Here is a 22,339-nt window from a genome sequence, read left to right as displayed (position 1 = left end):
ATAATGCTATTATTTACCTGTACTCACAATTCCTGACCATTGCACCTTTTTCTCCCGTTCTCGACGATAAGAAAAGAAATGTTCTGGAGTTTGGAAAGTACAATAGGGAGCGATCGCAATTTGTTCTAAACTAATTCCTAATTGTTCCAATTGCAAAGCATTCACCCGCCGCACATCTAAACAGACCTTTCCCGGTTCTGGATCTTTGATTAAAGGTGAATTCGCTAAATTATGTAAAGCAGCAACTATTTTTTCTGGTTCATAATGTGGTAGAATGGTACTGCCAATTTCCGCAGCTACTTCCACAGAAACTTGGTAAACTTCCCCAGCAATAGCCGGACCCATAGCTACGCGCAAATCTGCTAAATTGCTACCGTGAGATTGCATTCTGGTAATAGCTTCAGGAACAATTTTCGCCGCTGTTCCCCGCCAACCAGCGTGTAAAGCCGCCACCTGTCCAGTTTTCACATCTCCAATCAAAACAGGTGTACAATCAGCAGAAGCCACCCAGACAGCTTGTAACGGTTGCTGACTAATTAAACCATCTGCCAACGCCAAATCATCATCACTGGCATTGACATGATCATCAACCTCCTGGGGAGTTAAAACAGTATTGCCATGCACCTGTTTTAAACGATAAGCTAAAGCCTCTGGTTGTAGTGCCTGAGTTAGTTCATGAGGTAAACGAGGCCAAAACCGTTGGGTAAAGAAACCATGAGACCAGGGTTCTAGAAGATTACAAGTCAGGTAAGGTAGACCTTCCCAATTGTGCCAATGCCAAGTGTGCATCTTTAACCAAACCTCAATAGAAAATTAATTACTTTCAATCAATGCTAACTTGAACAACTGCCAAAAAAGATTTAAAACAATGGTGAACTGTGGTGGAATTTAATCGGCAACTTTTGGTAGATAGCTTAAAAGCAGAATATAAGCATCAAGATTTACCATTCTCTCTACATATTTTTAACACTTTATCTTCCACAAATCAAACCCTGTGGCAACTAATCAACCAAGGAGAAAAACCAGGTTGTGTAGTTATTGCCACCCAGCAAACCGCCGGCAGGGGGCAATGGGGTCGTCAATGGCAATCTTCTACTGGTGGTCTATATCTTTCAATGGCATTAACACCCAACATGGAAGCTACCAGCAGTTATCAACTCACCTTGGCCAGCGCGTGGGGAATTACAGCGCAATTACGAAAATGTGGTATACCCGTCGGCATAAAATGGCCAAATGATTTAGTATTAGATGGTCGCAAATTAGGAGGCATTTTAACGGAAACCAAAGTCAATCAAGGACATATCACTCAAGCTGTGATTGGTGTTGGCATTAATTGGGCAAATCAAGTTCCAGAAACGGGAATTAATCTGCAATTATGGCAAAATTCCCAAAATTATCAGATGATTCATCACCTGGAAATGCTTACCTCACAAGTCTTACTAGGAATTAAGTCCGGTATCGAGTGTCTACAGGTAGAAGGAATAAACATCCTCTTATCTCGCTATCTTGATCTACTCACAAATATGGGTGATCAGGTTTATGTCAATAATCTTTTAGGTACAGTAGTTGGAGTAACTCCACAGGGTAATCTCCGGTTAAAAATGACAACTTATGATCCAAAAGCAGCCGTAACACCAGAAATTTTTTGCCAACCAGGTACAATCAGTTTGGGTTATCGTCAAGCTTCTGTTTAATGATTAAATTTGTTAAAAATGTCACTTCATAGGATAGTATATCCAGCATGGAATGATATCATTTCTTTAGACTTATTACACACAACACAAGAGAAAAAATGACGCAGCACCATAAATCTGCCCATAAAAATTTTTACTACGGTGGCACGAGTAAACGTTTTGCTTCTAGACTACCAGCACAAAGCCTCTGTTTGTTAAGTAGCTTTAGTCTTCTTGGTAGCGGATTTGTAACTGCTCAAACTGAAACTGCATCAATAGACAATATTGTTCCCACGATTGAGAATTCCCAACCAGCAGTAGTTACAAATCCAGTTCAGAAAGAAACTATTGTTCCTGAAACAGCCAAGCCACAGCCGGATTTTTCTGACCGACAAGCTAGGCTGAAAAAGAAGCTAAATAGCAAAAGTGTTGCTGAATCTACAGAAGTTGTCAGAGATGCTAAACCCAAAGGTGAAAATACTCAACCTACAGCCAGTGTGAGAATTTCCCAGCCCAAAGGTGAAAATACTCAACCTACAGCTAGTGTGAGGATTTCCCAGCCCAAAGGTGAAAATACTCAACCTACAGCCAGTGTGAGAATTTCCCAGCCCAAAGGTGAAAATACTCAACCTACAGCCAGTGTTAGTGAACCTGACCCATTGGTTAAAAAACTCCCAGAAGTCGCTCAAACAACCAATAATTCGCAAAATACTGTCAAGGATACAGAAAGTAGTCTCAAGGATTATAACAACGCTTATATTGATCCCACTGACTACAAAAATGCAACCACAGATAACTATGAACCGCCCAGTTCTGTAGTCGTCACAGAACGTTCTAGTGGTTGTAGTGCAAATGTAGTTCCAGGGCAAAGTGCTTGTGCTAAAACTACCCAAACTCCTGCCGTGGCTAAGTCTAAAGATTCATCACCGACTTGGCTGAAAAAAAGTGAAACTGCTAAATTACCAATCGTGTCCCCAGTGAGGACAGCCATAACTGCAACCCGCAATCAACGTGAGAATGTTGGTGAAGCTGTTGCTACTAGTGTGAGCAAAATTAGTCAACCTCAAAATAATTGGCGGATTTCCAGAACTAACACCAGCAGTCATACAAAGGCTGCCTATCATGCCAATAGCTTTATCCCCAGTCCTAGGGAATTTAGCACGACAAAGGTGAGTTCTATCCCTATTGCTCCCCAAGTAGGTAGTTTACCAGCACCGATGATTGAGGGTAATCTTGCTCCTCGTCCCAGTCTGGTGTCCTATGATTTTTCACTGGCATCTGTATTACCTCAAGTTCCTTATACTAATACCCTGGCTTATCGTGGTGGTGGTGGTTCGGGAATTGTCTTCCCTCTGTCTATGGCTGCACCAATTACGTCTTTATTTGGCTGGCGTGTTCATCCTATCACGGGCGATCGCCGTTTTCACGCTGGTACAGATTTAGGTGCGCCCACGGGAACACCAATTTTAGCAGCGGCTAAAGGTCAAGTAGAATCAGCTAACTGGTTAGGTGGTTATGGTTTAGCTGTAACAATCAATCACAGTTCGGCTCAACAAAGTCTTTACGGGCATATGTCAGAAATCTTTGTTCAACCTGGTCAATGGGTAGAGCCTGGAACTGTCATTGGTCGAGTTGGTAGCACTGGTAACTCTACAGGACCTCACCTGCACTTTGAAATCCGTCACCTTACCCAAAATGGATGGGTTGCTGTTGACCCAGGTGTGCAATTAGAAGGTGGCCTTAGCCAGTTGGCACAAGGCACACAAGGCACGAAAACAGCCCAAGCTCGGTAATTTGGCGGAGTGGTCAGTGGTCAGTGGTCAGTGGTCAGGGAGCAGGGGAGCAGGGGAGAAATTTCTTTCTTCCTTCTTCTTCTTCCTGATAGCGAAGCGTGGCGTTAGCCATACTCCTGATAGCGAAGCGTGGCGTTAGCCATACTCCTGACTCCTGACTCCTGACTCCTGACTCCTGACTCCTCTTCTCCTTACAAATATCCGTTTTCTGCTAAGAATGCAGTTGTAATTTCCGCTTGTTGATGGTGATTATTGCCAGGGGTGAGGAATTTTTCCACGTATTTACCCAGGATATCTCCTTCTAGATTTACCCAACTACCCGCTACTAAATGACTGAGATTGGTTTCGCTGTATGTTAGCGGGATGACGGCGACTGTAAATTGAGATGATTCTGATTTATATTTAGCTACGGTGAGGCTGATACCATTGACAGCAATACTACCTTTAGGAACTATATAACGAGCGATCGCTTCTGGGGCGACAAAGGTCATTTCCCAGGAACTAGCAGTTTGTTCAGATGTAATTAACTGACCAATTCCATCTACATGACCCATAACAAAATGACCGCCAACTTTACCACCCACCCGTAGTGATGCTTCTAGATTGACGTATCTTTGTTGAATTTCTTCTTTGCCTAATGTTGTGCGTCCTAGGGTTTCCGGTGAAGCGGTGGCAATAAATCCATCTTTTAAGATTTCTTCAACTGTCAAACACACGCCATCTACCGCCACACTATCACCATAGGCCAAGTCATGAATGATCATCTCTGGCTGACTAAGATAATTAATCTGCCACGAATCTCCTGTTAAGGGTTTTATGGTTCCTAAACCTTGAATTAATCCTGTAAACACAGCTTTTGGGAAACTAATTTTATTTATTGCTTAATTTTGGCGGAAATCAACTAATAATTCTCGGAAAAAATGTAAAGCCCGTAAGTTTATTTTTTTCCTGGTTTTGGTAAATGAATATTAACATATTAACATCAATCCCCAGGCATACTTGAATTAGGAGCTAAAAGAAAGATGAAGGATAAAATATGAAGGATCAATAAATGAGTTATTAACAAGGTGTGAAATTAGTTTATTTATACCTGATTTCTATGACACCACAGTAAGAGTCAACTAACCATTAAAAATTCCTAAAAAGCTGGTTTGATTTGCTTTTTTAATTTTTAATTTTTAATTCTTAAATTCGGAAAAAAGTGGATTATTTGTTACATATTTCCAAGCGATTAAAGAACTTTAGAGGCTGAACCAATGATAGAAATGAAAGTCGCTGGTATAGCATTAGATGCGATCACTCGCAGCCCGATTGTGCTTCTGAAGGATGGTTCAGATCGTCGCGCTTTGCCCATTTACATCGGTCAGGAACAAGCAAGAGCAATTATGGGGGCAATGGAAAATCAAAAGCCCCCCCGACCTTTAACCCATGACCTAATCGTGAATATGCTGGAAACATGGAATATGACTTTAGATAAAGTTATTATTCATACCTTACAAAAAGATACCTTTTATGCTGCGTTAATTCTTCAGCAAGGGGATGTCAAAAAAGAAATTGATGTTCGTCCCAGTGATGCGATCGCTATTGCACTCCGCACAAATACTCCCATTTGGGTCATGGAAGAAGTAGTGGCTAATGCTTCTATTCCTGTAGATCGTGATGCTGATGAAGCTGAACAGGAAGCTTTCCGCGAATTTATTTCTAATCTCCGTCCAGAGGATTTAATCAAGCGGTTTGGGAATGGTGACTAGTACCGCAAAGCGGAAGTCAAAAGTCAAAGGTCAAAGGTCAAAAGTAATATTGAGCAAGCTTTTTGACGATTGAGGATGGTTGGTTTATTTACGTCCTGCGGTACTAGACTAAGGTTAGGAGTCAGGAGGAATCTTGACTCAACTTGATTCAGAATTTTGTTGGGTTTCCCTGGGTCAACCCAACCTACATTTTTTTAACAACACGGGGTTAAGTACCATAAAAACACAAATTATAAAATATTCCCTCAGATAGATTTTTTAATCATAATTATTTTCTATCATGACTTGGGTTTTTGTGCTGATGGTGAAATTAAAAATTTCTCCAACACGAAGTAATATTAGAAACATCCTCTAATATTGCGGTCAACTTATTGACAATTTATGGTAGTGGTGATGGGGATTCTGTGGGCAAGTTTTCGACAGTGGTTAATGCGGGTAATAACTAATGATGGTTATGGTGGTGTGATAGCTGTGTGTTTGTTATTGCCAGCACTAACTGTCCTTTTTGTGGTGGGTTGGTTAATACTTAATGGTGAATTAGCGAAGTTATATAATTATGCTTTTGCTATTTCCCTTCTTGAGTTTGTTGTAATTATAGTTTTTATTATTTTAATTTGGCAAAGTGCGATAGCAATTGATCGCCTCAGTTATAAAAATCGTCGTGCTGAAGAGGCATTGAAAATTAAGGATGAGAATCTGCAAACTTTTGTCAATGCTAACATTATTGGTATTATTTCTGGTGATATTTATGGTGGCATCCACCAGGCAAACGACGAATTTTTGAGAATTACTGGTTATACAAGGGAAGATTTACTCGCTGGTAATTTAGGTTGGAGGCATCTGACAGCACCGGAATTTTTATATTTAGATGAACAAGCGATCGCTGAATCTCATTCTAGTGCAGATGGTGGTTGTACACCATATCAAAAGGAATATATTCGCAAAGATGGTAGTCGTATTCCTGTGTTAGTTGGTTTTGCCCTCAAGGGGGAAAAACGGGAGAGGTCAACAGCTTTTATCCTGGATTTAAGTGAACGGGAAGCCACACTCAAGGAACTCCGGAAAAGTAAGGAGGATGTATCGGGGCATTTTTGGATATTACGGAGCGGAAACAAGCAGAAAAAGATCGCACTAATTTGATCACTTCTTTGCAAACACAAACTGAGCAGTTACAGAAAGCTAACCAGATGAAGGATGAGTTTCTGGCAGTTTTGTCCCATGAATTGCGATCGCCTCTCAATGCTATAGTCGGTTGGTCTCATTTGCTCAGAACTCGCAAATTTACAGAAGATCAGGTAGCCCAAGGACTAGAAACCATTGAACGCAATGCGAAAATCCAAAATCAGTTAATTGATGATTTGTTGGATATATCCCGCATCATTAGAGGTAAGTTAACCTTTAATCCTCGAAGTTGCAATTTAGTTCCTATTATTAATTCAGCTATGGAAACTGTCTCCCTTGCAGCCCAAGCAAAGGAAATTAATTTGCACTTTGATCCCCATGATGGAGAATTGCCAGATTCAACCTCTGCTGTGATGGTATCCGGTGATAGCGATCGCTTGCAACAGGTGATCTGGAATTTGTTAACCAATGCCATCAAGTTTACACCCCAAGGCGGTAACGTCGAAATTAGGCTGAATAAAGTGGCTATTAGCACCGCAAATTTGTCAAATGATCATGATCAACCCAGAAAATATGCTCAAATTCAAGTAATTGACAATGGAATTGGCATTACTGCTGAGTTTCTCCCCCATGTCTTTGATCGTTTTCGTCAAGCTGATAGTTCCAGCACTAGATCCTATGGTGGACTCGGATTAGGATTATCACTTGTGCGCCATTTAACAGAAATGCATGGTGGTACTGTTCATGTAGAAAGTTTAGGGGGTAGAAACAGCTTGATAATTTCTACCCATAACTAGCCTTATGTTACTGTTTGTCCAAGTCTTCAATAAGTTGATCAACAAAATCCCTCAACCGTTGTTGCTGTGTCAGGGACGGTTTTAATTTTTTCCCTGACTCCAGGTAAAACCTTAAATTGCAAGGGTGATTTATCGTAGGCTACTTGATTTTGTGGTTTAAATTTAATCCGAGGCATTGCCAAATCCTAATATATCTGATATACTAGACATCATAGCCCAACATTGAAGGTCGAATCAATGCTTTTATCATTCAAAACCGCGTTAATTCCAAATAACGGACAGGTTACAGCTTTTCGTAAAGCATCTGGAGTAGCTAGACACGCTTACAACTGGGCAAATGCTCAAATCATAGATATTTTAGCTACTCGCAAAGAAGGCGAAAAACTTAAATTACCATCAGCGATTGACTTGCATAAAAAGTTAGTCGCCGAGGTTAAATCTGAACACGCTTGGTATTACGAAGTTAACAAAAATATCCCACAAAAGGCGTTAACTGACTTACGCCAAGCATGGGATAGGTGTTTTTCCAAAACATCGAAACAACCCCGATTCAAGAAAAAAGGACAGCACGATTCTTTTTATTTAGAGTCAGGGACTAAGGCGAAACCGTTAATTAAAAACGATGGGAAAAGAATTAAATTACCGTCAATCGGCTGGGTACGTTTAGCCATACCTTTACCGATTACAGCAACTCATAATTGCGTGATTTCTAGACAGGCTGATAAATGGTTTGTTTCTGTTAAATACGAAGTTGAAAAACCTCCTATACTTGCAGACAGACCGACCATTGGCGTTGACGTAGGAATAAAGGAGTTAGCAGTTTGCAGTAATGGTGAAATATTCGAGAATCCTAAAGCCTACCGCCATAAGAGTAAACGCATGAAACGTTTACAGCGTAGTGTGAGCAGGAAAATTAAAGGCTCTAATAACCGTAAAAAAGCTGTGAGAAAATTAGCTAAATTACACGCCAAAGTTTCTAATATTCGCCAGGATTCTATTCACAAATTAACCTACTATCTAGCTAAAAACCACAGCATAATTAAGATAGAAGATTTGCACGTTAAGGCATTTTTGAAGAACCACAAATTAGCAGGTGCAATTGCAGATTGTGGGATGTATGAATTTAAAATGCAATTAGAGTACAAAACTGAGAAATTCGGGAGTGAACTAATCCTTGTGGATAGGTTCTTTCCTAGTTCCCAAATATGCTCTAACTGCGGTAATCATCGTCATAAAATGCCATTAAAAACCCATACTAAACGGCCTAAAAGTATTAGTTGTAGATGACGAAGTTGATAGCCGTGAATTTATTGCTACAGTTCTACAAGAATGCCAAGCGGAAGTTACAGCAGTATCATCAGCCCAAGAAGCTTTGGAAATGCTTACCCTGTGGACACCGGATGTTTTGATTAGTGATATTGGGATGCCAGGGGAAAATGGTTATTCATTAATTCGTAAAGTGCGATCGCTGTCCCCTGACAAAGGCGGAAATATTCCCGCAGCCGCATTGACAGCTTATGCTAGGGTAGAGGACAGGATGCAAGCCATACAAGCAGGATTTCAATTACATTTGCCCAAACCCATTGAACCAGTGGAATTAGCTACAGTTGTCGCCAGTCTGGTTAGACGCAATCTTCTGCATCCTGATTCATAGCCATAAACCTGGAATTTTGTGTTTAACTGCACCAGATCGAGATATAATTCATTGTCAATCAATAAAATCTCAAAACCTATTTTTTTGCATTCCATAAAAAAAATTTTCAGAACAGGCACTACTTTTGATTAAATCCGTCAAATATAGCAGATTACAGATTAATTAGGTACAGAATCTAAATTCAAAGCCATACAGCAAGTCAGTTTTACTCCTGACTCGGTGACTCGGTGACTCGGTGACTCCTGACTCATACTATATCATTGCCATAATTTCAAATTAAAATGAAATTCAATTTCTATTCATTTGGTTTTCAGAAAATACTGAAAAAGTCATTTCTGCCCTTGTTTTTAATTTCCTTACTCATAGTTTTATGGGGAAACACCTTTACACCTGTAACAGCCCAAACATCACGGCAAGAAATTCGTGGTGTATGGATGACAAATAATGATCTTGATATTCTTAAAGATAGGACTAAAGTTCAGGAAGCAGTCACACAACTCCAAAAACTCAATTTTAACACTATCTATCCCGTAGTTTGGAATTCTGGTTATGTCATGTATCCTAGTGAAGTAGCCAAGCGGTTAGAAATCCAACCGTTTGTCTTTCAAGGTTTAGATGGACATGATATTCTTGCCGATTTAATTAATAAATCTCATCGGCAAAATTTACTGGTAATTCCTTGGTTTGAATTTGGGTTTATGACTCCTCCCAGTTCAGAATTAGCAATGAATAAACCAGAATGGTTAACACAAAAAAAAGATGGTAATCAAACATCTATTAGTGCCGGCGGTGAGGTTTCATGGTTAAATCCGTTTCATCCAGAAGTACAACAGTTTATTAGCGATTTGCTTGTAGAACTTACTAACAAGTATGATCTTGATGGTATCCAATTTGATGATCATACCAGTTTACCTTCTGAATTTGGTTACGATAAATATACGGTTGCCTTATATCAAGAAGAAACTAAAAAAATGCCACCCAGTGATCCTCAAAACCCAGAATGGGTAAATTGGCGGGCAAATAAAATTACAGAATTCATGGTGAGACTTAATCAAACAGTCAAACAAATCAAACCGAAAATGATTTTTTCTGTTTCTCCTAATTACTATAATCATGCCTATAAATTTCAACTCCAAGATTGGTTGAACTGGGTACGATTAGACATAGTAGATGAGTTAATTGTGCAAGTTTATAAGGAAAATTTAGATCATTTTATTGGCAAGCTTTCCCGTCCAGAAATGGAAGAAGTAAAACAAAAAATTCCTGCGGGAATCGGTGTTATGGCAGGTTTAAGAACTAAACCCGTATCAATTCAACAGATTCAATCTCAAGTTCGTGCCGCCCAACAACGGGGACTGGGTGTAGCTTTTTTCTATTATGAAAGTCTTTGGAATACTGCACCAGAAGCATCAAGAGAACGTTTGGCTGGATTTAAAAGTTTATTTCCATATCCGGCATTACGAACGGCAGTGGAGTCTGGGGAAGGGGAAACAAAAGTAGAGTCAGTGCCATGGGAAACGAATCTAACTGTGACTGACAAAATACCATTTTAGTGTTTAAGCTTCCCCGGTCTGAAGACGCGGGGATTTCTGAAGAGTCCATAAAAGAACTTTCGTAGGCTGACTTAAACAACCTCTACCTACTCCAATTAAGTCAAACTTAAATATCGCAGCTACTTTTCTGATTATGTTGACCGCACCGTTGCAATCTGCATTAATTTTTGTGCCGTCCTGAGAACAGTACAAACCCCGGCTAATTCTTTTCCCTGACTCTTTCCACCCTTCGGGTTTTGCACCAAATGTAGGTAGAAAATCATTGTCTAGGAACGATGTCTTTGAGGTATAGGATTCTTCAGTTTCAACAAACTTGATACCGTATTGTTCACACAGTTGAGCAATGCGGTTTTTTAGTTTTGCAGTAGGGATTTGAACAAACTTTTGATTAAGTCCAGATTTGAGGGCATAGGGATATAAAAAGCGTCTATTCCAAACCACGCTTTTACCTTACTACCTAAAGGGAATCTCAATATTCCGTCCTTTAATTTTAAAGAACGCCCCGTAAAGGTTGCAATAGACATTACACTTTTACAGTAATTTGGTGGTTTAGGTTTTTGAGTTACCGTACCTTCTTTTATGCCTTTTAAAAGTCCAAAGTAAGACTTAAAAGATTCTGCAACAGTAGTTAAAATCTGTTGTGCTGTGTCCGAGTACAAAGCTTGATAATGGGCGTTTTTTTTTGGATAGTTCTTAATTGTTTATGCAGGTCGGCTTTACTTGGTATCTTGCCAGTTTTAAAATATAACTGACGAGAATAGTAAACACCGCAATTTGTCAGCTTTTTAGCTCCAGTACAAACATATTCCAATATGGCTTTTAAATCCTTATTCGGGCTAATTAATATCTGTTGGCAGCCGTACACAATTATTTTTACCTGTGTTATTTTCTTGACTTTTCCAATATAACTGAAACTGAGTTAGATTCTATTTGTCAATAGCAACGAGAAAACAACATGAAAACCACTTTGGAGTTTAGAACAAGCAACCATTCTAAAGGCAACGCTGTAGTTCATCTAGTCTGGATTCCCAAACGAAGAAGGAAGGTTTTATCTGGAGAGATAGCCAAGCGTCTTCGACAAATAATCAATGATTTAGCTCAAGAGAAGGATTGGGACGTTTTGGCTTTAGAAGTCGCGCCAGATCATGTCCATTTGTTTGTAGAGCATCAACCGGATATAGCCATTAACCAAGTTATTAAGGCGTTTAAAGGTCGGTCATCTTATCTATTGAGAAAAGAGTTCCCGGAGTTATTAAAACTTCCTAGCCTATGGACTAACAGTTATTTTTATTCGACGGCAGGTCAGGTTTGGGCAGATACAATTAGACGATACATAGGGGGTGCTGAAAAAGTTGTCTGTGAGGGCTAGGAGTCAGGAGTCAGGAGTCAGGAGTCAGGAGCGATGCCCTGAGCTTGTCGAAGGGTCAGGAGGAAGAATTAGAAGAAGAGAAGAATAGTTTTGAATCTGGTCAAGTGATAGGTTTTTGCTGATTTCAACCCTTATTCCTTGCACCTGATTCACCTTTTTTACCTTCAAACTCTTGATATATCTCAGTTCTAGGTTTATTCAGCAGCCCCTACATAGAAGACCCGCATCATGGTTGAGAATCTTGGTTGCGAATAAATAGAGCCTCCGGCACGCTCCGCGAACGCCGTTGGCACTTCCTCCACGCATCTATTGCCAAGTGGCTTCCGTGCCTTTCGTTCTATTTGGTGAAGGCAAAAACCAGAAATTAGCGGTAAATTGAAATTTAGGAATTAGTTTGTAAATAATCAATTGCGGCTGCTAATTTGTGAGGATAACTTTCAGCAAATCTTTCAAACCATAATCCTTCTGATGATAATGGATCTAATTTAGCTAACCATTGTTTAGCAGGTTTTTCTAAAGCTGCTTTTTGTTTAGCTTGAAGTTTTTCTTGATGAATTTTCTCCTGTGTTAATTCTTCTTGTTTTTGCAGTGCGACCGCCGCATCTTTTGCCAAAATATCAGCTTGTACATCTGCTAATAAGTTATTTACAAATACATCAGATTTAGTATCAGGTAAATGGACAAATTGAATGGTTTGTAAATTATTCTGTGGTTCTGTGGGTTTGGATTGGATATATGCAGTTTTATTTTCAGCCAAATCAGCTTGTACTTCTGATAACAATTTATCTATGAATACATCTGATTTTATTGTGGGTGAAACCGATTTAACTGGGGTTAAATTATTTTCTGGTGCTGTGGTTTTTGGTTCTGTATATTCAGTTTTGAGTTCAGCTAATAGCTTGTCAATGGAATCCATATTTGTAATTCCTAAAAAATATAAGATCCCCGACTTCTTTTTTTATCAAATTATGAATTGATGTGAAAATTGGGGGATCATTTTTAATTTTTAATTCACGACGGTAATAGTACCGCAAGGCGGAAGTCAAAAGTCAAAAGCAATATTCAGCAAGCTTTTTTAATTTTTAATTGTTAATTTTTAATTCCGCCTTGCGGTGCTAGTCATTAATGGCATTGAGGAGAACTTCTGATAAACTCATATCTTCCATATCATCCATTGTGATAGTGTCGCAAATATCAAACTTAGCACCTGCACTTTGCAATTCATCATCCAAGATTTTCAAAAAGCGGGTAGCTTGAGCATCATTACCGACTTGAATAAAGGAAATAGCTAATTCTTCATCTCTATCCAGACGACGAGAAGCTTCAATAATTACCTTCATTACGGCTTTGCGATCATCTGGTTCACCGTCAGTAACTACTAAAATTGTTTCCCCATTGAGTTTAGTTGTCCCGGAGGCTTTGCGTTGCAGATAATCATCGGTAGCGTGTTTTAAAACACCTGCTAAATCTGTTGTTCCTGAAGGATCATTTTCTGTGAAAATTTGCGTTACTTTGGCAGATGTCACATTATCATAACGTTTAAATTTTCCAGAAAATAAGTAAATGGTAATACCATCTGGATCAAACTGTTCACATTTACTGGCTAATGCTAAAGTTGATTCTTGTGCTGCTACCCATCTACTTCTCCCACCTTTTTGATCTAGGGTAGCCATGCTACCGCTTTTATCAATAATCAAGGTGTAATCACGATTTTCCATGACTAAACTCTCCAGATACTAGTAATTTTTCTTAATTAATCGGTGATAGCATTCATTAAAACATCAGCCAAACTCATGTCTTCTAAATCATCTAAAGTTACGGTATCACAAATATCGAATTTAGCGCCGACAGTTTGTAATTGATCATCCAAAGCTTTAAGAAATTTGGTAGCTTGAGGATCTGAACCGACTTGAATCATGGAAATTCCTAATTCTTCATCTTTTTCCATTTGTTGGGTAGCACGGATGATGATTTCAAATACGGCTTTGCGATCATCTGGTTCCCCGTCAGTAATGACTAGAATGGTTTCTCCATTCAGTTTGGTTGTACCGGCGGCTTTGCGCTGAAAGTAGTTATTCAGGGCATCTTGGAGTACACTTCCTAAGTTAGTCGTACCTGATGGATCATTTTCCTGAAATATCTGGGCTACTTTAGCAGCAGTAACATTTTCATAACGTTTAAATCTGCCGGAAAAAACGTAAACTGTAATGCCATCAGGATCAAATTCTTCACACTTTCTGGCTAAAGCAATGGTAGATTCTTCAGCTATCTTCCATCTAGTTCTTCCACCCGCTTGGTCGGGTGTGGACATACTACCGCTTTTGTCAATAATTAAGGTATAGTCACGATCGCTCATCATAATCTTCCTATTGTCATTTTTCTATCTCTAGTTTAACCGTTAAGCATGAATACAGCAGGAATAAAGGAGTCAGGAGTCAGGAGTCAGGAGTCAGGAGTCAGAATGAAGAAGGAAGAAGGAAGAAGGAAGAATGAATAAGGAGTAAAACTGGCTTGCTGTCTGGCTTTGAATTTAGATCCTGTACCTCATTAATCTGCAATCTGCTGTGATTCATCCGTCCTTATCTGCGTTTATCTGCGTTTATCTGTGTTTGATTATTCTTAAATTCTAATTCTATGCAGCTTGATCTTAATTACGAATTACCAACTTTTGCTTTAGGATAAGCAATGCGTTTGTGATGAAATTGTTGCCAAACATCCACAAATATTTGGGCAATTTTTGGCATTTCTTCTCTTGTCAAGCCTGAATCTATTAATTGTTCATCTTGCCATTTTGCTTTGAGAATATTATTCAGCATATTCAATGCTTTTTCTGGAGTTGCATCTTTAAGACTGCGTAATGCGGCTTCACAAGAATCCGCTAACATGACGATTCCTGTTTCCCGTGATTGGGGGATAGGACCATCGTAACAAAAATCTGCTTTATCTAGGATGATATGGGGATTTTTTTGGGCTATTTGTTGGGCTTGGTGATAAAAATAAGCGATCGCCATTGTGCCTTGATGTTCGGGAATAAAAGCCTGAATTGCCGTTGGTAAACTGTGTTTCTTCGCCATTACTACCCCTTCCGTCACGTGCTTTTTAATCAATTCGGCACTTTTCCAAGGATCTTGAATTTCTGTTTCATGTTTATTGGGACTGCCAATTTGATTTTCAATAAATCCCAAGGGATCGTGCATTTTGCCAATATCATGATATAGAGTTCCCGCCCTTACCAACTCTACATTACATCCCAATTGTTTAGCCGCAGCTTCAGCTAGAGTTGCCACTAATAAAGTATGTTGAAAAGTGCCTGGAGTTTCCGTAGCTAGTCGCTTTAATAATGGGCGGTTGGGATTAGCTAATTCTGCCAAGCGGATAGGAGTAATCACATCAAATAATGTTTCTAAATAAGGACTTAAACCCAAAGCCACAATACTCCAAGACAAGCCAGATACAGCAAACAAACCTGCTTCTTGGAAGATATACCAACCCGAACCAAATACCCCACCTGTGAGGATTTTTAATAGTAAGAATACACCACCTTGGGTTAAGGCAGAGACAACACCTAATAATGCTAATTCTTCACGCGATCGCAATCTATGAGCGACATAACTACTTAACATTCCCCCCATAGCCCCAGCCAACAATACCAGAATATTTGTATCTGTGGTAATTGGGAGTATCAGCGACAATAAACCCACTACTGTTATCCCTACAGTTGGTCCATAGAAACTGCCTAATAATAAACCAATAGCACTCCAAGTAGTATAGGGTAAACTCATTGCCAATACTCCAGGAACACTGAGGCTAAGAAGTAAAACTAATAGGCGATCGCGTTGTCGCAAATAGTTATGACTTTTTCTTTCTATCCAGACAAAAATCTGAATCCCTCCAGTAACAACCATACCGACAATTGTTAAACCCATCCAATTCACTTGGCGGCCAATCAGGCGATAATGTTCTAATACCTGAAATTTCCATTTAGTAATTTTTTCTCCTTTACTAACAATTACCTCTGCTTTTTTCACCCGGATCATTACAGATTGTATTTGATTAGCTACCAGTTCATCTTGTTGTTTTGTTTGGGCTTCGTCTTGTTTAATATTTGGTTTTAGTACGGCTAATAATAATTTTGTTACTAGGGGTTCAGCTTCACTAGGTACAGATGATTGCACTTGCAAATTAACTGCATTATTCAAAATAGTTTTAGGTAATCCAGCATATATACCTTGGGCAAGAATTCGCTCGGCAATTTTATGAATTCCATCTTGTGTTTTTAACCAATCATCATCAGTTAAATCTAAAATAATAGGTTCTGTATAAAAATTTTTAAGTTGTCCAGTTTCTATTTGTGATGCTTTCTCAATTGCTTGATTATATTTTTGTCTAACTTGAGAGATTTTGGTAATCAATGCTGAAAAATTAGATTCTGATCCAGTAAATTGATAAGCTTCTAGTTCTGATAATGCTTGAATAAAACTAGCTTCATCACTCTGCTTTCCATAAATAGGAAAAGGTTTAGACAATTGCAATACCGGAAAATTTGATGATATTTGTGGAGACAACAAAAATTTTGAATTTTGCTTTTTTAAATTTTGTTTTCTATTATTTTCTAAAGTTACTTTCAGCTTTTGCCATTCTGATTCAGGAAAAGTCCTAAGATAACGTTGAATAGAAATTGATAAAACGGCAGGATCAAAAAATGGAAACCCGTCAACTATATCCCTAAGTTCATTAGTTGTATCTAAAAATTTTTCCACCTGTTCATTAATTTGTTCATTTATATGGTTATCAATCATGAGAACAGGCACAGATTTATCTATAGCATCTTTTCGTTTCTGTTCTGTTTCTTGCTGATCTTCAACATCATCTGTGAAAGGAGCAGTAAATGTTTGTAAAGCAATATTATCAACTTTCATTCTTGGTTGGTTATATAAACCCTGTCCCATTACACTTGTGAGTGATAAGATTGCCAATACCAAAATTATTGAAGAGCGTTTTTGATGTATCCATAGAAGAATAAATTTATCAATACCACGAGTTTTCTTAACTAATTTAACAGTTGATTGTTGTGTCTGTCTCTGTTTGCCTTGTTTTCCTTGATGACTATTTGCTGATAAATACAGAAGTAGATTTTTTAGAAAATTCCCATGCAGTTTATGCTGATACTTTCCTTTTCGGAATAGCACTTTATACTGCCGCTGCCATTGCCTCAGTTGCTGGCTCAAGGATTGCAAAAATCGCTGCGTTTTCATCTTTCCTTCCGCGAAATACCCCAAATATGGCTGATGTCTCCGCCATGCTACCGCGAACGCCACTCTAGCTGGATAAAAAGTTAGGGAGTGATAGCAGTTCCCATTTGACCTTTGCTGAATCAGATCATTTCAACGTCTACGGATAATATGAGGAGCAGCAAAGATAGTATATCCTGTGTCCACAAATTCGCCGCAATTATCGCTCAAGTCATATACTCCAGACCACACCGCCATCATTGTATCGGCTAATGTGAACATTTGGGCAAAACTCTCAAGTCCCCAAGCCGGGGAGTTAGTGACTGACGGAGAAATTTGCCAATTTACAGGTATACCAACTGTACTGTTATACGCGCCTGATAATGCTCCAGCAATTGCACCTGTAATATTTTGATTGGCAAAATTGTGATTTTGATTAGCTCTTAATACGGTCAGGGGAAAGTCTTCTAATGTACTCCCAAAGCAGTAAAAAGCTAAACCAATATTGCTAATTAATTTTTCTGGACTACTCAATTCCCTTTGTGCTGTTTCTAGTCCCGCCCCTTTTTTTAATAAATTATTGACTTTTATTAATTCTTGTGGTATTAAAGTTGATGTTTTATCTAAAAAACTCACTGTTTCCGAAATCAGGCTGTGGGGGTTAAGTTTTTCATTCAGGGATTGAGCGATCGCATATCCTATAATTAAACTAGCATCTCTGATCATCGGCTCATTTTGCCCATTGAATATCCTTTGCACGGCTAAAATATTTTCTCGCATTCTATCGGTATTGTCATGAAAAAAAATCGCCACTGGTAATGTAGCGAGAATTATTTGTCCCCAGAAATTAATATTTGTTTCTAATTCAATACCTGCTTGTTCTTGACGCTTTAACCAGTCATCTACATCTAACCTGCCCAAACTGATTAAACTTTCCGTCCCCAAAACCGCAATTTTACCCAATCTAAAACTATTCTGGCTAGATAAACCCTCTCCCAAGAAAGCTCCCAGAAAAGTTCCCCTAACCCGATTCACAAGAGAATAACGCATAATTTTTAATCGGTGATTGGTAATTGGTAATTGGTAATTACTTCTTCTTCCCTGTCACCTGTCACCTAATTACTGCCTTAAATGGTACACCAGTGCTTGTAAGCCTAACAAATAACTTTGAGCGCCAAAGCCACTGATTTGGCCAATTACCACTGGTGCGATATAAGAATGATGGCGGAAATCTTCCCGACGATAAATATTACTTAGATGTACTTCGACAGTAGGTAAATTAACGGCAGCGATCGCATCCCGCAAAGCCACACTAGTATGAGTATAAGCCCCAGCATTAATGACAATCCCCTGATGCTTTCCTAATGCCCCGTGTATAGCATCTACTAAAACCCCTTCATGATTTGACTGCACGGGCAATATTTCAGCTTGTAGTTCCATTGCTTTGGACTCTAACAAGCGATTAATTTCTGCCAAAGTTAAAGAACCATAAATTCCCGGTTCTCTGAGTCCTAGCAAATTTAGATTTGGACCGTGCAGCACAAGAATACTTAAAGCTGGCAAATTCAACTCTCACACCTTCAATATTTTAGCGTCGTCGCCTAGAACGTTCATGTACAGGAATCGGAATCAGTTCCGGTTCCGGTTCAGCCTCTGGACCGAGCAGGCTATCAATTAACTTTCGCGCTAATTCTTTCAGCTTTTCCAGTACCTTTTCTATATAATCCATTAAACTGACGGCTCCTGAGATAGTACCTCAATTTTTTTTTAACCGGTTCGCAGAAACTGGCGTATTATCACACCTTTAGCCTACAAAAAGGTTGACACATTTCCATAAGTATGATATATCCTACTAGGAAATTCTAATTTTGTGTTCTCCCTTACTTATTAGATTATCACATCCTTAATTAGTAATGGGTAATTGGTGATAGGGAATAGAAGTTTGGGAGTCAGTTGTCAGTTGTCAGTTGTCAGTAGGGGCGAAGCATTTGGAAGATAAATTATCGGTCATTGCCAAAAATAGTTCTCCAAATGCTTCGCCCGTACAGTTGTCGGTTGTCAGTTGTTGGGAGGAAGAAAACAGAAAAAATTTCCCCTGCTCTCTGCTCCCTACCCCTAACTTGCTGCGTCTTTCTTTTTTCCTCTAGTAGTAGTTGATTTAGTAGCAGTTGACTTAGTAGTTGATTTAGTGGTTTTGCGGGGAGATTTTGTAGATGCTTTGGCTGAAAGTAATTCAATAGCTGTAGATAGCGTGATATTTTCTACTGATTCACCTTCAGGAAGACTGGCATTAGTTTTCCCATGTTTAATGTAAGGACCATAGGGACCATCATAGATATTGACTGGTGACTCATCTTCTGGATGCGTACCCAACTCGCGTAAAGCTTCTTTAGACTTACTCTTAGCAGCAGCCCGTCCTTTTTTCGGTTCTGCCAATAATTCTAAAGCACGATTCAAGGAAATTGTCAAGACATCATCCGTAGATTTTAGAGAACGGTAATCTTTCCCCTCCTTCCCTTGGTCATGGACAACATAGGGGCCAAATCTTCCTAAACTAGCTTGGACTTTGCCACCAGTTTCCGGGTGAGTTCCCAAAGCACGGGGGAGAGATAATAAACCCACAGCCATATCTAAAGTGACGGTTTCTGGTGTCACACCTTTGAGTAAAGAAGCTTGTTTAGGCTTAGGATTTTCCTCAGTTTTATCGCCTAATTGAACATAAGGACCATAAGTACCAAGTTTGATATAAATTGGTTCTCCAGTTTCCGGGTGACGACCGAGTTGGTCAGGTCCGGAAATTTTTTGTTTGAGGAGGATTTCCACCTGTTTGGGGTTCAGGTCAGCCGGGGTGAGGTTTTTGGGGATAGAAGCGGTAATTACTTCCTCACCATTGGTAACTTCGATATAAGGACCATATTTACCAATGCGGACTTTAGCATCTAGATTTTCTAATTCTACAGTTCTAGCTTTACTGGCATCAATTTCGGTTTCCCGTTCCTTCACCAAAGTTTCTAAACCTTGTTCACCAAGATAAAATTTCTTTAAGTAGGGTAGCCATTGAGCTTCACCCGTGGAAATTTCATCCAAGGTTTGCTCCATTTTAGAAGTAAAACTAGGGTCAACAATATCTGGAAAATGTTTTTCCAGTAAATCAGTCACAGCGAAAGCCGTGAAAGTGGGAATTAGGGCATTATTCACCAATTGGGCATAATCTTTATCAATGATTGTGCCAATAATACTGGCGTAGGTACTAGGACGACCAATACCTTCACTTTCTAAGGTTTTCACCAAAGTTGCTTCGGTGTAACGGGCGGGAGGTTGGGTTTCATGACCTACCGCTTCCAGTTCATTGCATTTGGGATGATCACCAACTTTCAGAGCAGGTAGAATTACTTCTTGGTCTTCTAAAGCGGCTTCAGGATCATCCGAACCTTCGACATAGGCGCGAAGATAGCCAGGAAAATCTATGCGCTTACCAGAGGAACGAAAACCAGCGTCTTCAACTTGGATTTGCACAGTAACTTGAGTTTGGCGAGAATCAGCCATTTGTGAGGCGACGGTGCGCTTCCAAATCAAATCATAAACAGCAAATTCTCGGCCACCTAAGCCAGTATCTTGGGGTGTGCGGAAACTGCTACCAGCGGGACGAATGGCTTCGTGAGCTTCTTGTGCGCCTTTAGATTTAGTGGTGTATTGGCGAGGTTGGGGACTAAGATATTGTTTCCCGTATTTTTGTTCTACACAAGCACGGGCGGCGGTAATCGCTTGGTCGGATAAATGTACCGAATCTGTCCGCATATAGGTAATATACCCTTGCTCATACAAATTTTGAGCCACTCGCATCGTATCCCGTGCCGATAAGCGCAACTTGCGGTTAGATTCTTGTTGCAGTGTGGAAGTTGTGAACGGTGGCGCTGGTTTGCGGGTGACGGGACGTTCTTCCATATCCGCCACTGTCCAAGATTTCCCTTCTAGGCGGGCTTTTAGGGCTTCGGCTTGTTCTTCGTTGAGTAATACAACATTACGCCCGGCGGTAATTCTGCCAGTGGTTGAGTCAAAATCGCTGCCTGTGGCAACTTTCGTGCCGCCAAGAGTCACTAAAACCGCGCTAAAGGGACTTTTTTCCTGTTCTAGACTGGCTTTTAAATCCCAGTATGTACCTTCATGGAAAGCCCGGCGTTGTCGTTCTTTAATTACTAATAAGCGTACTGCTACAGATTGCACTCGCCCAGCGGATAACCCCCAGGCAATTTTTTTCCACAGCAGCGGCGATAGGGTATATCCTACTAACCGGTCTAAAATTCTTCGGGTTTCTTGGGCGCGAACTACCTGCTCATCAATATTACGGCAGTCCTTCAAAGCTTTTTGAATAGCTTCCTTGGTAATTTCATGAAATACCATGCGCTTTGTCGGCACTTTCGGCTTGAGCAATTGGTATAAATGCCAACTAATGCTTTCCCCTTCTCGGTCTTCGTCTGTGGCCAAAATCAGTTCAGTTACGCCTTTGAGGGCTTCTTTAAGCTGAGTGACAATTTTCTTTTTGTCTTTGGGGACGACATAAAGCGGTTCAAAGTCGGCTTCTACATTGACCCCAAGCTGCGCCCATTTTTCCCCTTTGACGGCTGCGGGAATTTCACTCGCCGACTGGGGAAGGTCACGGACATGACCCATTGAAGCTTCTACCACATAGTCTTTTGGTAGGTAGTTGCGAATGGTACGAGCTTTTGTGGGAGATTCGACGATAACAAGAGTTGACATGGAAATTTAAAAAGAATAATAGCTATGCAGCTAAATAGTTAAGTTGGGTTAATTTTTGCGAAATGTCAAGATGAAATATCATGCCTCAGCAGTGATTGTATACTTACACAAACTACCCAACAGGGGTAAATCTTTCTCAACTTCAGGTACAGTGATCTTTTTGAGAATGCTAGAAGTAACCTTTGAGAGTCAATTGTCAGTTATTTCCATCTTTAACTTATCTAGTACATATTTGACGACTATAGTTTGTAAAATATCCCTGGAATTTAATAGTACAAGACTGACAGTTATTGAAGGTTGGGGAAATAAATAATTTAAAATTAGCTTAATTTTTCTAATTTGCCATTTTTTTATAGATGCTGTGTCAAAATTAACTTATACAGGAAGAAGTCAGTCCCTTCAAGCCAGGGAATAAATTCCCTGTCTAAAAGCTAAAGTCGGTTAAAACCGACTACTTTGGCATGAATAGGATAATTTTTTGATTTTGAGTTAACCAGAGTGCGTTTTAACGTACTTTAGCTTTTAGACCGGAACTTAAGTTCCGGGCGGGTTTGTTCAGCCAAGCAAATAAGTTACTTGTACTGAGCAATAAATTATACTTTTCAAACATACTCTAACCTTTGAATTGCATATTTGAA

21 protein-coding genes and 1 pseudogene are annotated in these 22,339 nt (G+C 39.6%); 10 read left to right on the top strand and 12 right to left on the bottom strand.

All coding sequences use genetic code 11. The features are described 5' to 3' along the window. Nucleotides 1-9: 9 nt before the first annotated feature. Nucleotides 10-789, bottom strand: a complete 780-nt coding sequence (gene pgeF / locus ANA_RS18110) for a peptidoglycan editing factor PgeF (RefSeq protein ID WP_015081462.1) — start codon at nt 787-789, stop codon at nt 10-12. Between the two features lie 92 nt (nt 790-881). On the opposite strand from pgeF, the gene ANA_RS18105 reads away from it, so the two are divergent. Together ANA_RS18105 and ANA_RS18100 are read left to right on the top strand one after the other, a co-directional pair. Then, nucleotides 882-1,694, top strand: a complete 813-nt coding sequence (locus tag ANA_RS18105; protein ID WP_041458139.1) for a biotin--[acetyl-CoA-carboxylase] ligase — start codon at nt 882-884, stop codon at nt 1,692-1,694. A gap of 98 nt (nt 1,695-1,792) precedes the next feature. Continuing rightward, nucleotides 1,793-3,466 carry a peptidoglycan DD-metalloendopeptidase family protein gene (locus tag ANA_RS18100; protein WP_015081460.1) on the top strand — a complete coding sequence of 558 codons (1,674 nt, stop codon included), beginning with the start codon at nt 1,793-1,795 and terminating at the stop codon, nt 3,464-3,466. 191 nt (nt 3,467-3,657) lie between these two features. Here the strand turns inward: ANA_RS18100 and ANA_RS18095 are convergent, their stop codons facing one another. Further along, nucleotides 3,658-4,317, bottom strand: coding sequence for a riboflavin synthase (locus tag ANA_RS18095; RefSeq protein WP_015081459.1), 660 nt, complete (start codon nt 4,315-4,317; stop codon nt 3,658-3,660). A gap of 405 nt (nt 4,318-4,722) precedes the next feature. Between ANA_RS18095 and ANA_RS18090 the strand changes: the two genes are divergently transcribed. The 3 genes from ANA_RS18090 (at nt 4,723) to ANA_RS27835 (ending at nt 7,136) form a co-directional block, all read left to right on the top strand. Continuing rightward, nucleotides 4,723-5,217: a bifunctional nuclease family protein gene (locus ANA_RS18090; protein ID WP_015081458.1), complete on the top strand. Its 495-nt coding sequence runs from the start codon at nt 4,723-4,725 to the stop codon at nt 5,215-5,217. A gap of 381 nt (nt 5,218-5,598) precedes the next feature. Then, complete coding sequence (locus ANA_RS27840) at nt 5,599-6,357, top strand: PAS domain S-box protein (RefSeq protein ID WP_235081901.1); 759 nt, start codon at nt 5,599-5,601, stop codon at nt 6,355-6,357. Beyond that, complete coding sequence (locus ANA_RS27835; protein WP_051155221.1) at nt 6,309-7,136, top strand: sensor histidine kinase; 828 nt, start codon at nt 6,309-6,311, stop codon at nt 7,134-7,136. The genes ANA_RS27840 and ANA_RS27835 overlap by 49 nt, the downstream gene beginning before the upstream one ends. 38 nt (nt 7,137-7,174) lie before the next feature. Here the strand turns inward: ANA_RS27835 and ANA_RS26875 are convergent, their stop codons facing one another. Beyond that, on the bottom strand, nt 7,175-7,312 hold the full coding sequence (locus ANA_RS26875) for a hypothetical protein (RefSeq protein WP_162471200.1): 138 nt from the start codon (nt 7,310-7,312) through the stop codon (nt 7,175-7,177). A gap of 61 nt (nt 7,313-7,373) precedes the next feature. Here ANA_RS26875 and ANA_RS18075 point away from each other — a divergent pair, with 61 nt between their 5' ends. The 3 genes and pseudogenes from ANA_RS18075 to ANA_RS18065 all read left to right on the top strand — a co-directional run bounded on the left by ANA_RS18075 (nt 7,374) and on the right by ANA_RS18065 (nt 10,343). Then, complete coding sequence (locus ANA_RS18075) at nt 7,374-8,423, top strand: RNA-guided endonuclease InsQ/TnpB family protein (RefSeq protein ID WP_083881486.1); 1,050 nt, start codon at nt 7,374-7,376, stop codon at nt 8,421-8,423. Further along, a pseudogene (locus ANA_RS18070) lies at nt 8,386-8,790 on the top strand (response regulator); the annotation flags it as partial. The gene ANA_RS18075 and the pseudogene ANA_RS18070, both read left to right, overlap by 38 nt. Nucleotides 8,791-9,071: 281 nt before the next feature. Beyond that, nucleotides 9,072-10,343 (top strand): glycoside hydrolase family 10 protein, encoded by a 1,272-nt coding sequence (locus ANA_RS18065; protein WP_015081457.1) that lies wholly within the window; start codon nt 9,072-9,074, stop codon nt 10,341-10,343. Between the two features lie 3 nt (nt 10,344-10,346). On the opposite strand, the gene ANA_RS27830 is transcribed toward ANA_RS18065, so the two are convergent. Next, entirely contained in the window at nt 10,347-10,784 is a 438-nt protein-coding gene (locus tag ANA_RS27830; protein ID WP_235081899.1) for a transposase, read from the bottom strand. A 514-nt stretch (nt 10,785-11,298) separates the two neighbouring features. Here ANA_RS27830 and tnpA point away from each other — a divergent pair. Further along, nucleotides 11,299-11,712: an IS200/IS605 family transposase gene (gene tnpA / locus ANA_RS18055; protein WP_015081456.1), complete on the top strand. Its 414-nt coding sequence runs from the start codon at nt 11,299-11,301 to the stop codon at nt 11,710-11,712. Between the two features lie 382 nt (nt 11,713-12,094). On the opposite strand, the gene ANA_RS18050 is transcribed toward tnpA, so the two are convergent. The 7 genes from ANA_RS18050 to ANA_RS27825 all read right to left on the bottom strand — a co-directional run bounded on the left by ANA_RS18050 (nt 12,095) and on the right by ANA_RS27825 (nt 18,672). After that, complete coding sequence (locus ANA_RS18050; protein WP_015081455.1) at nt 12,095-12,628, bottom strand: salt stress protein, Slr1339 family; 534 nt, start codon at nt 12,626-12,628, stop codon at nt 12,095-12,097. 199 nt (nt 12,629-12,827) lie between these two features. After that, nucleotides 12,828-13,430: a vWA domain-containing protein gene (locus ANA_RS18045; RefSeq protein WP_015081454.1), complete on the bottom strand. Its 603-nt coding sequence runs from the start codon at nt 13,428-13,430 to the stop codon at nt 12,828-12,830. Between the two features lie 35 nt (nt 13,431-13,465). Continuing rightward, complete coding sequence (locus tag ANA_RS18040) at nt 13,466-14,071, bottom strand: vWA domain-containing protein (RefSeq protein WP_015081453.1); 606 nt, start codon at nt 14,069-14,071, stop codon at nt 13,466-13,468. A gap of 292 nt (nt 14,072-14,363) precedes the next feature. Then, nucleotides 14,364-16,967: an HD family phosphohydrolase gene (locus ANA_RS18035; RefSeq protein WP_015081452.1), complete on the bottom strand. Its 2,604-nt coding sequence runs from the start codon at nt 16,965-16,967 to the stop codon at nt 14,364-14,366. Between the two features lie 129 nt (nt 16,968-17,096). Next, nucleotides 17,097-17,993, bottom strand: coding sequence for an ADP-ribosylglycohydrolase family protein (locus tag ANA_RS18030; RefSeq protein WP_015081451.1), 897 nt, complete (start codon nt 17,991-17,993; stop codon nt 17,097-17,099). Nucleotides 17,994-18,062: 69 nt separating this feature from the next. Further along, the gene (aroQ, locus tag ANA_RS18025; RefSeq protein ID WP_041458136.1) at nt 18,063-18,506 is read right to left on the bottom strand and encodes a type II 3-dehydroquinate dehydratase; all 444 of its coding nucleotides are present in this window, start codon (nt 18,504-18,506) and stop codon (nt 18,063-18,065) included. Nucleotides 18,507-18,531: 25 nt separating this feature from the next. Next, complete coding sequence (locus ANA_RS27825; protein ID WP_015081449.1) at nt 18,532-18,672, bottom strand: hypothetical protein; 141 nt, start codon at nt 18,670-18,672, stop codon at nt 18,532-18,534. A 238-nt stretch (nt 18,673-18,910) separates the two neighbouring features. Between ANA_RS27825 and ANA_RS24890 the strand changes: the two genes are divergently transcribed. Next, nucleotides 18,911-19,090 (top strand): hypothetical protein, encoded by a 180-nt coding sequence (locus tag ANA_RS24890; protein WP_083881484.1) that lies wholly within the window; start codon nt 18,911-18,913, stop codon nt 19,088-19,090. On the opposite strand, the gene topA is transcribed toward ANA_RS24890, so the two are convergent. Continuing rightward, nucleotides 19,059-21,701: a type I DNA topoisomerase gene (gene topA, locus ANA_RS18015; RefSeq protein ID WP_015081448.1), complete on the bottom strand. Its 2,643-nt coding sequence runs from the start codon at nt 21,699-21,701 to the stop codon at nt 19,059-19,061. The genes ANA_RS24890 and topA overlap by 32 nt on opposite strands. Between the last annotated feature and the right edge of the window lie 638 nt (nt 21,702-22,339).

Origin of the sequence: Anabaena sp. 90 (assembly GCF_000312705.1) — a bacterium.
In the GTDB taxonomy this organism is placed as follows: Bacteria; Cyanobacteriota; Cyanobacteriia; order Cyanobacteriales; family Nostocaceae; genus Dolichospermum; species Dolichospermum lemmermannii.
Note: the sequence above shows the minus strand (reverse complement) of the source record. Positions and strands in the feature narration are given on the sequence as shown.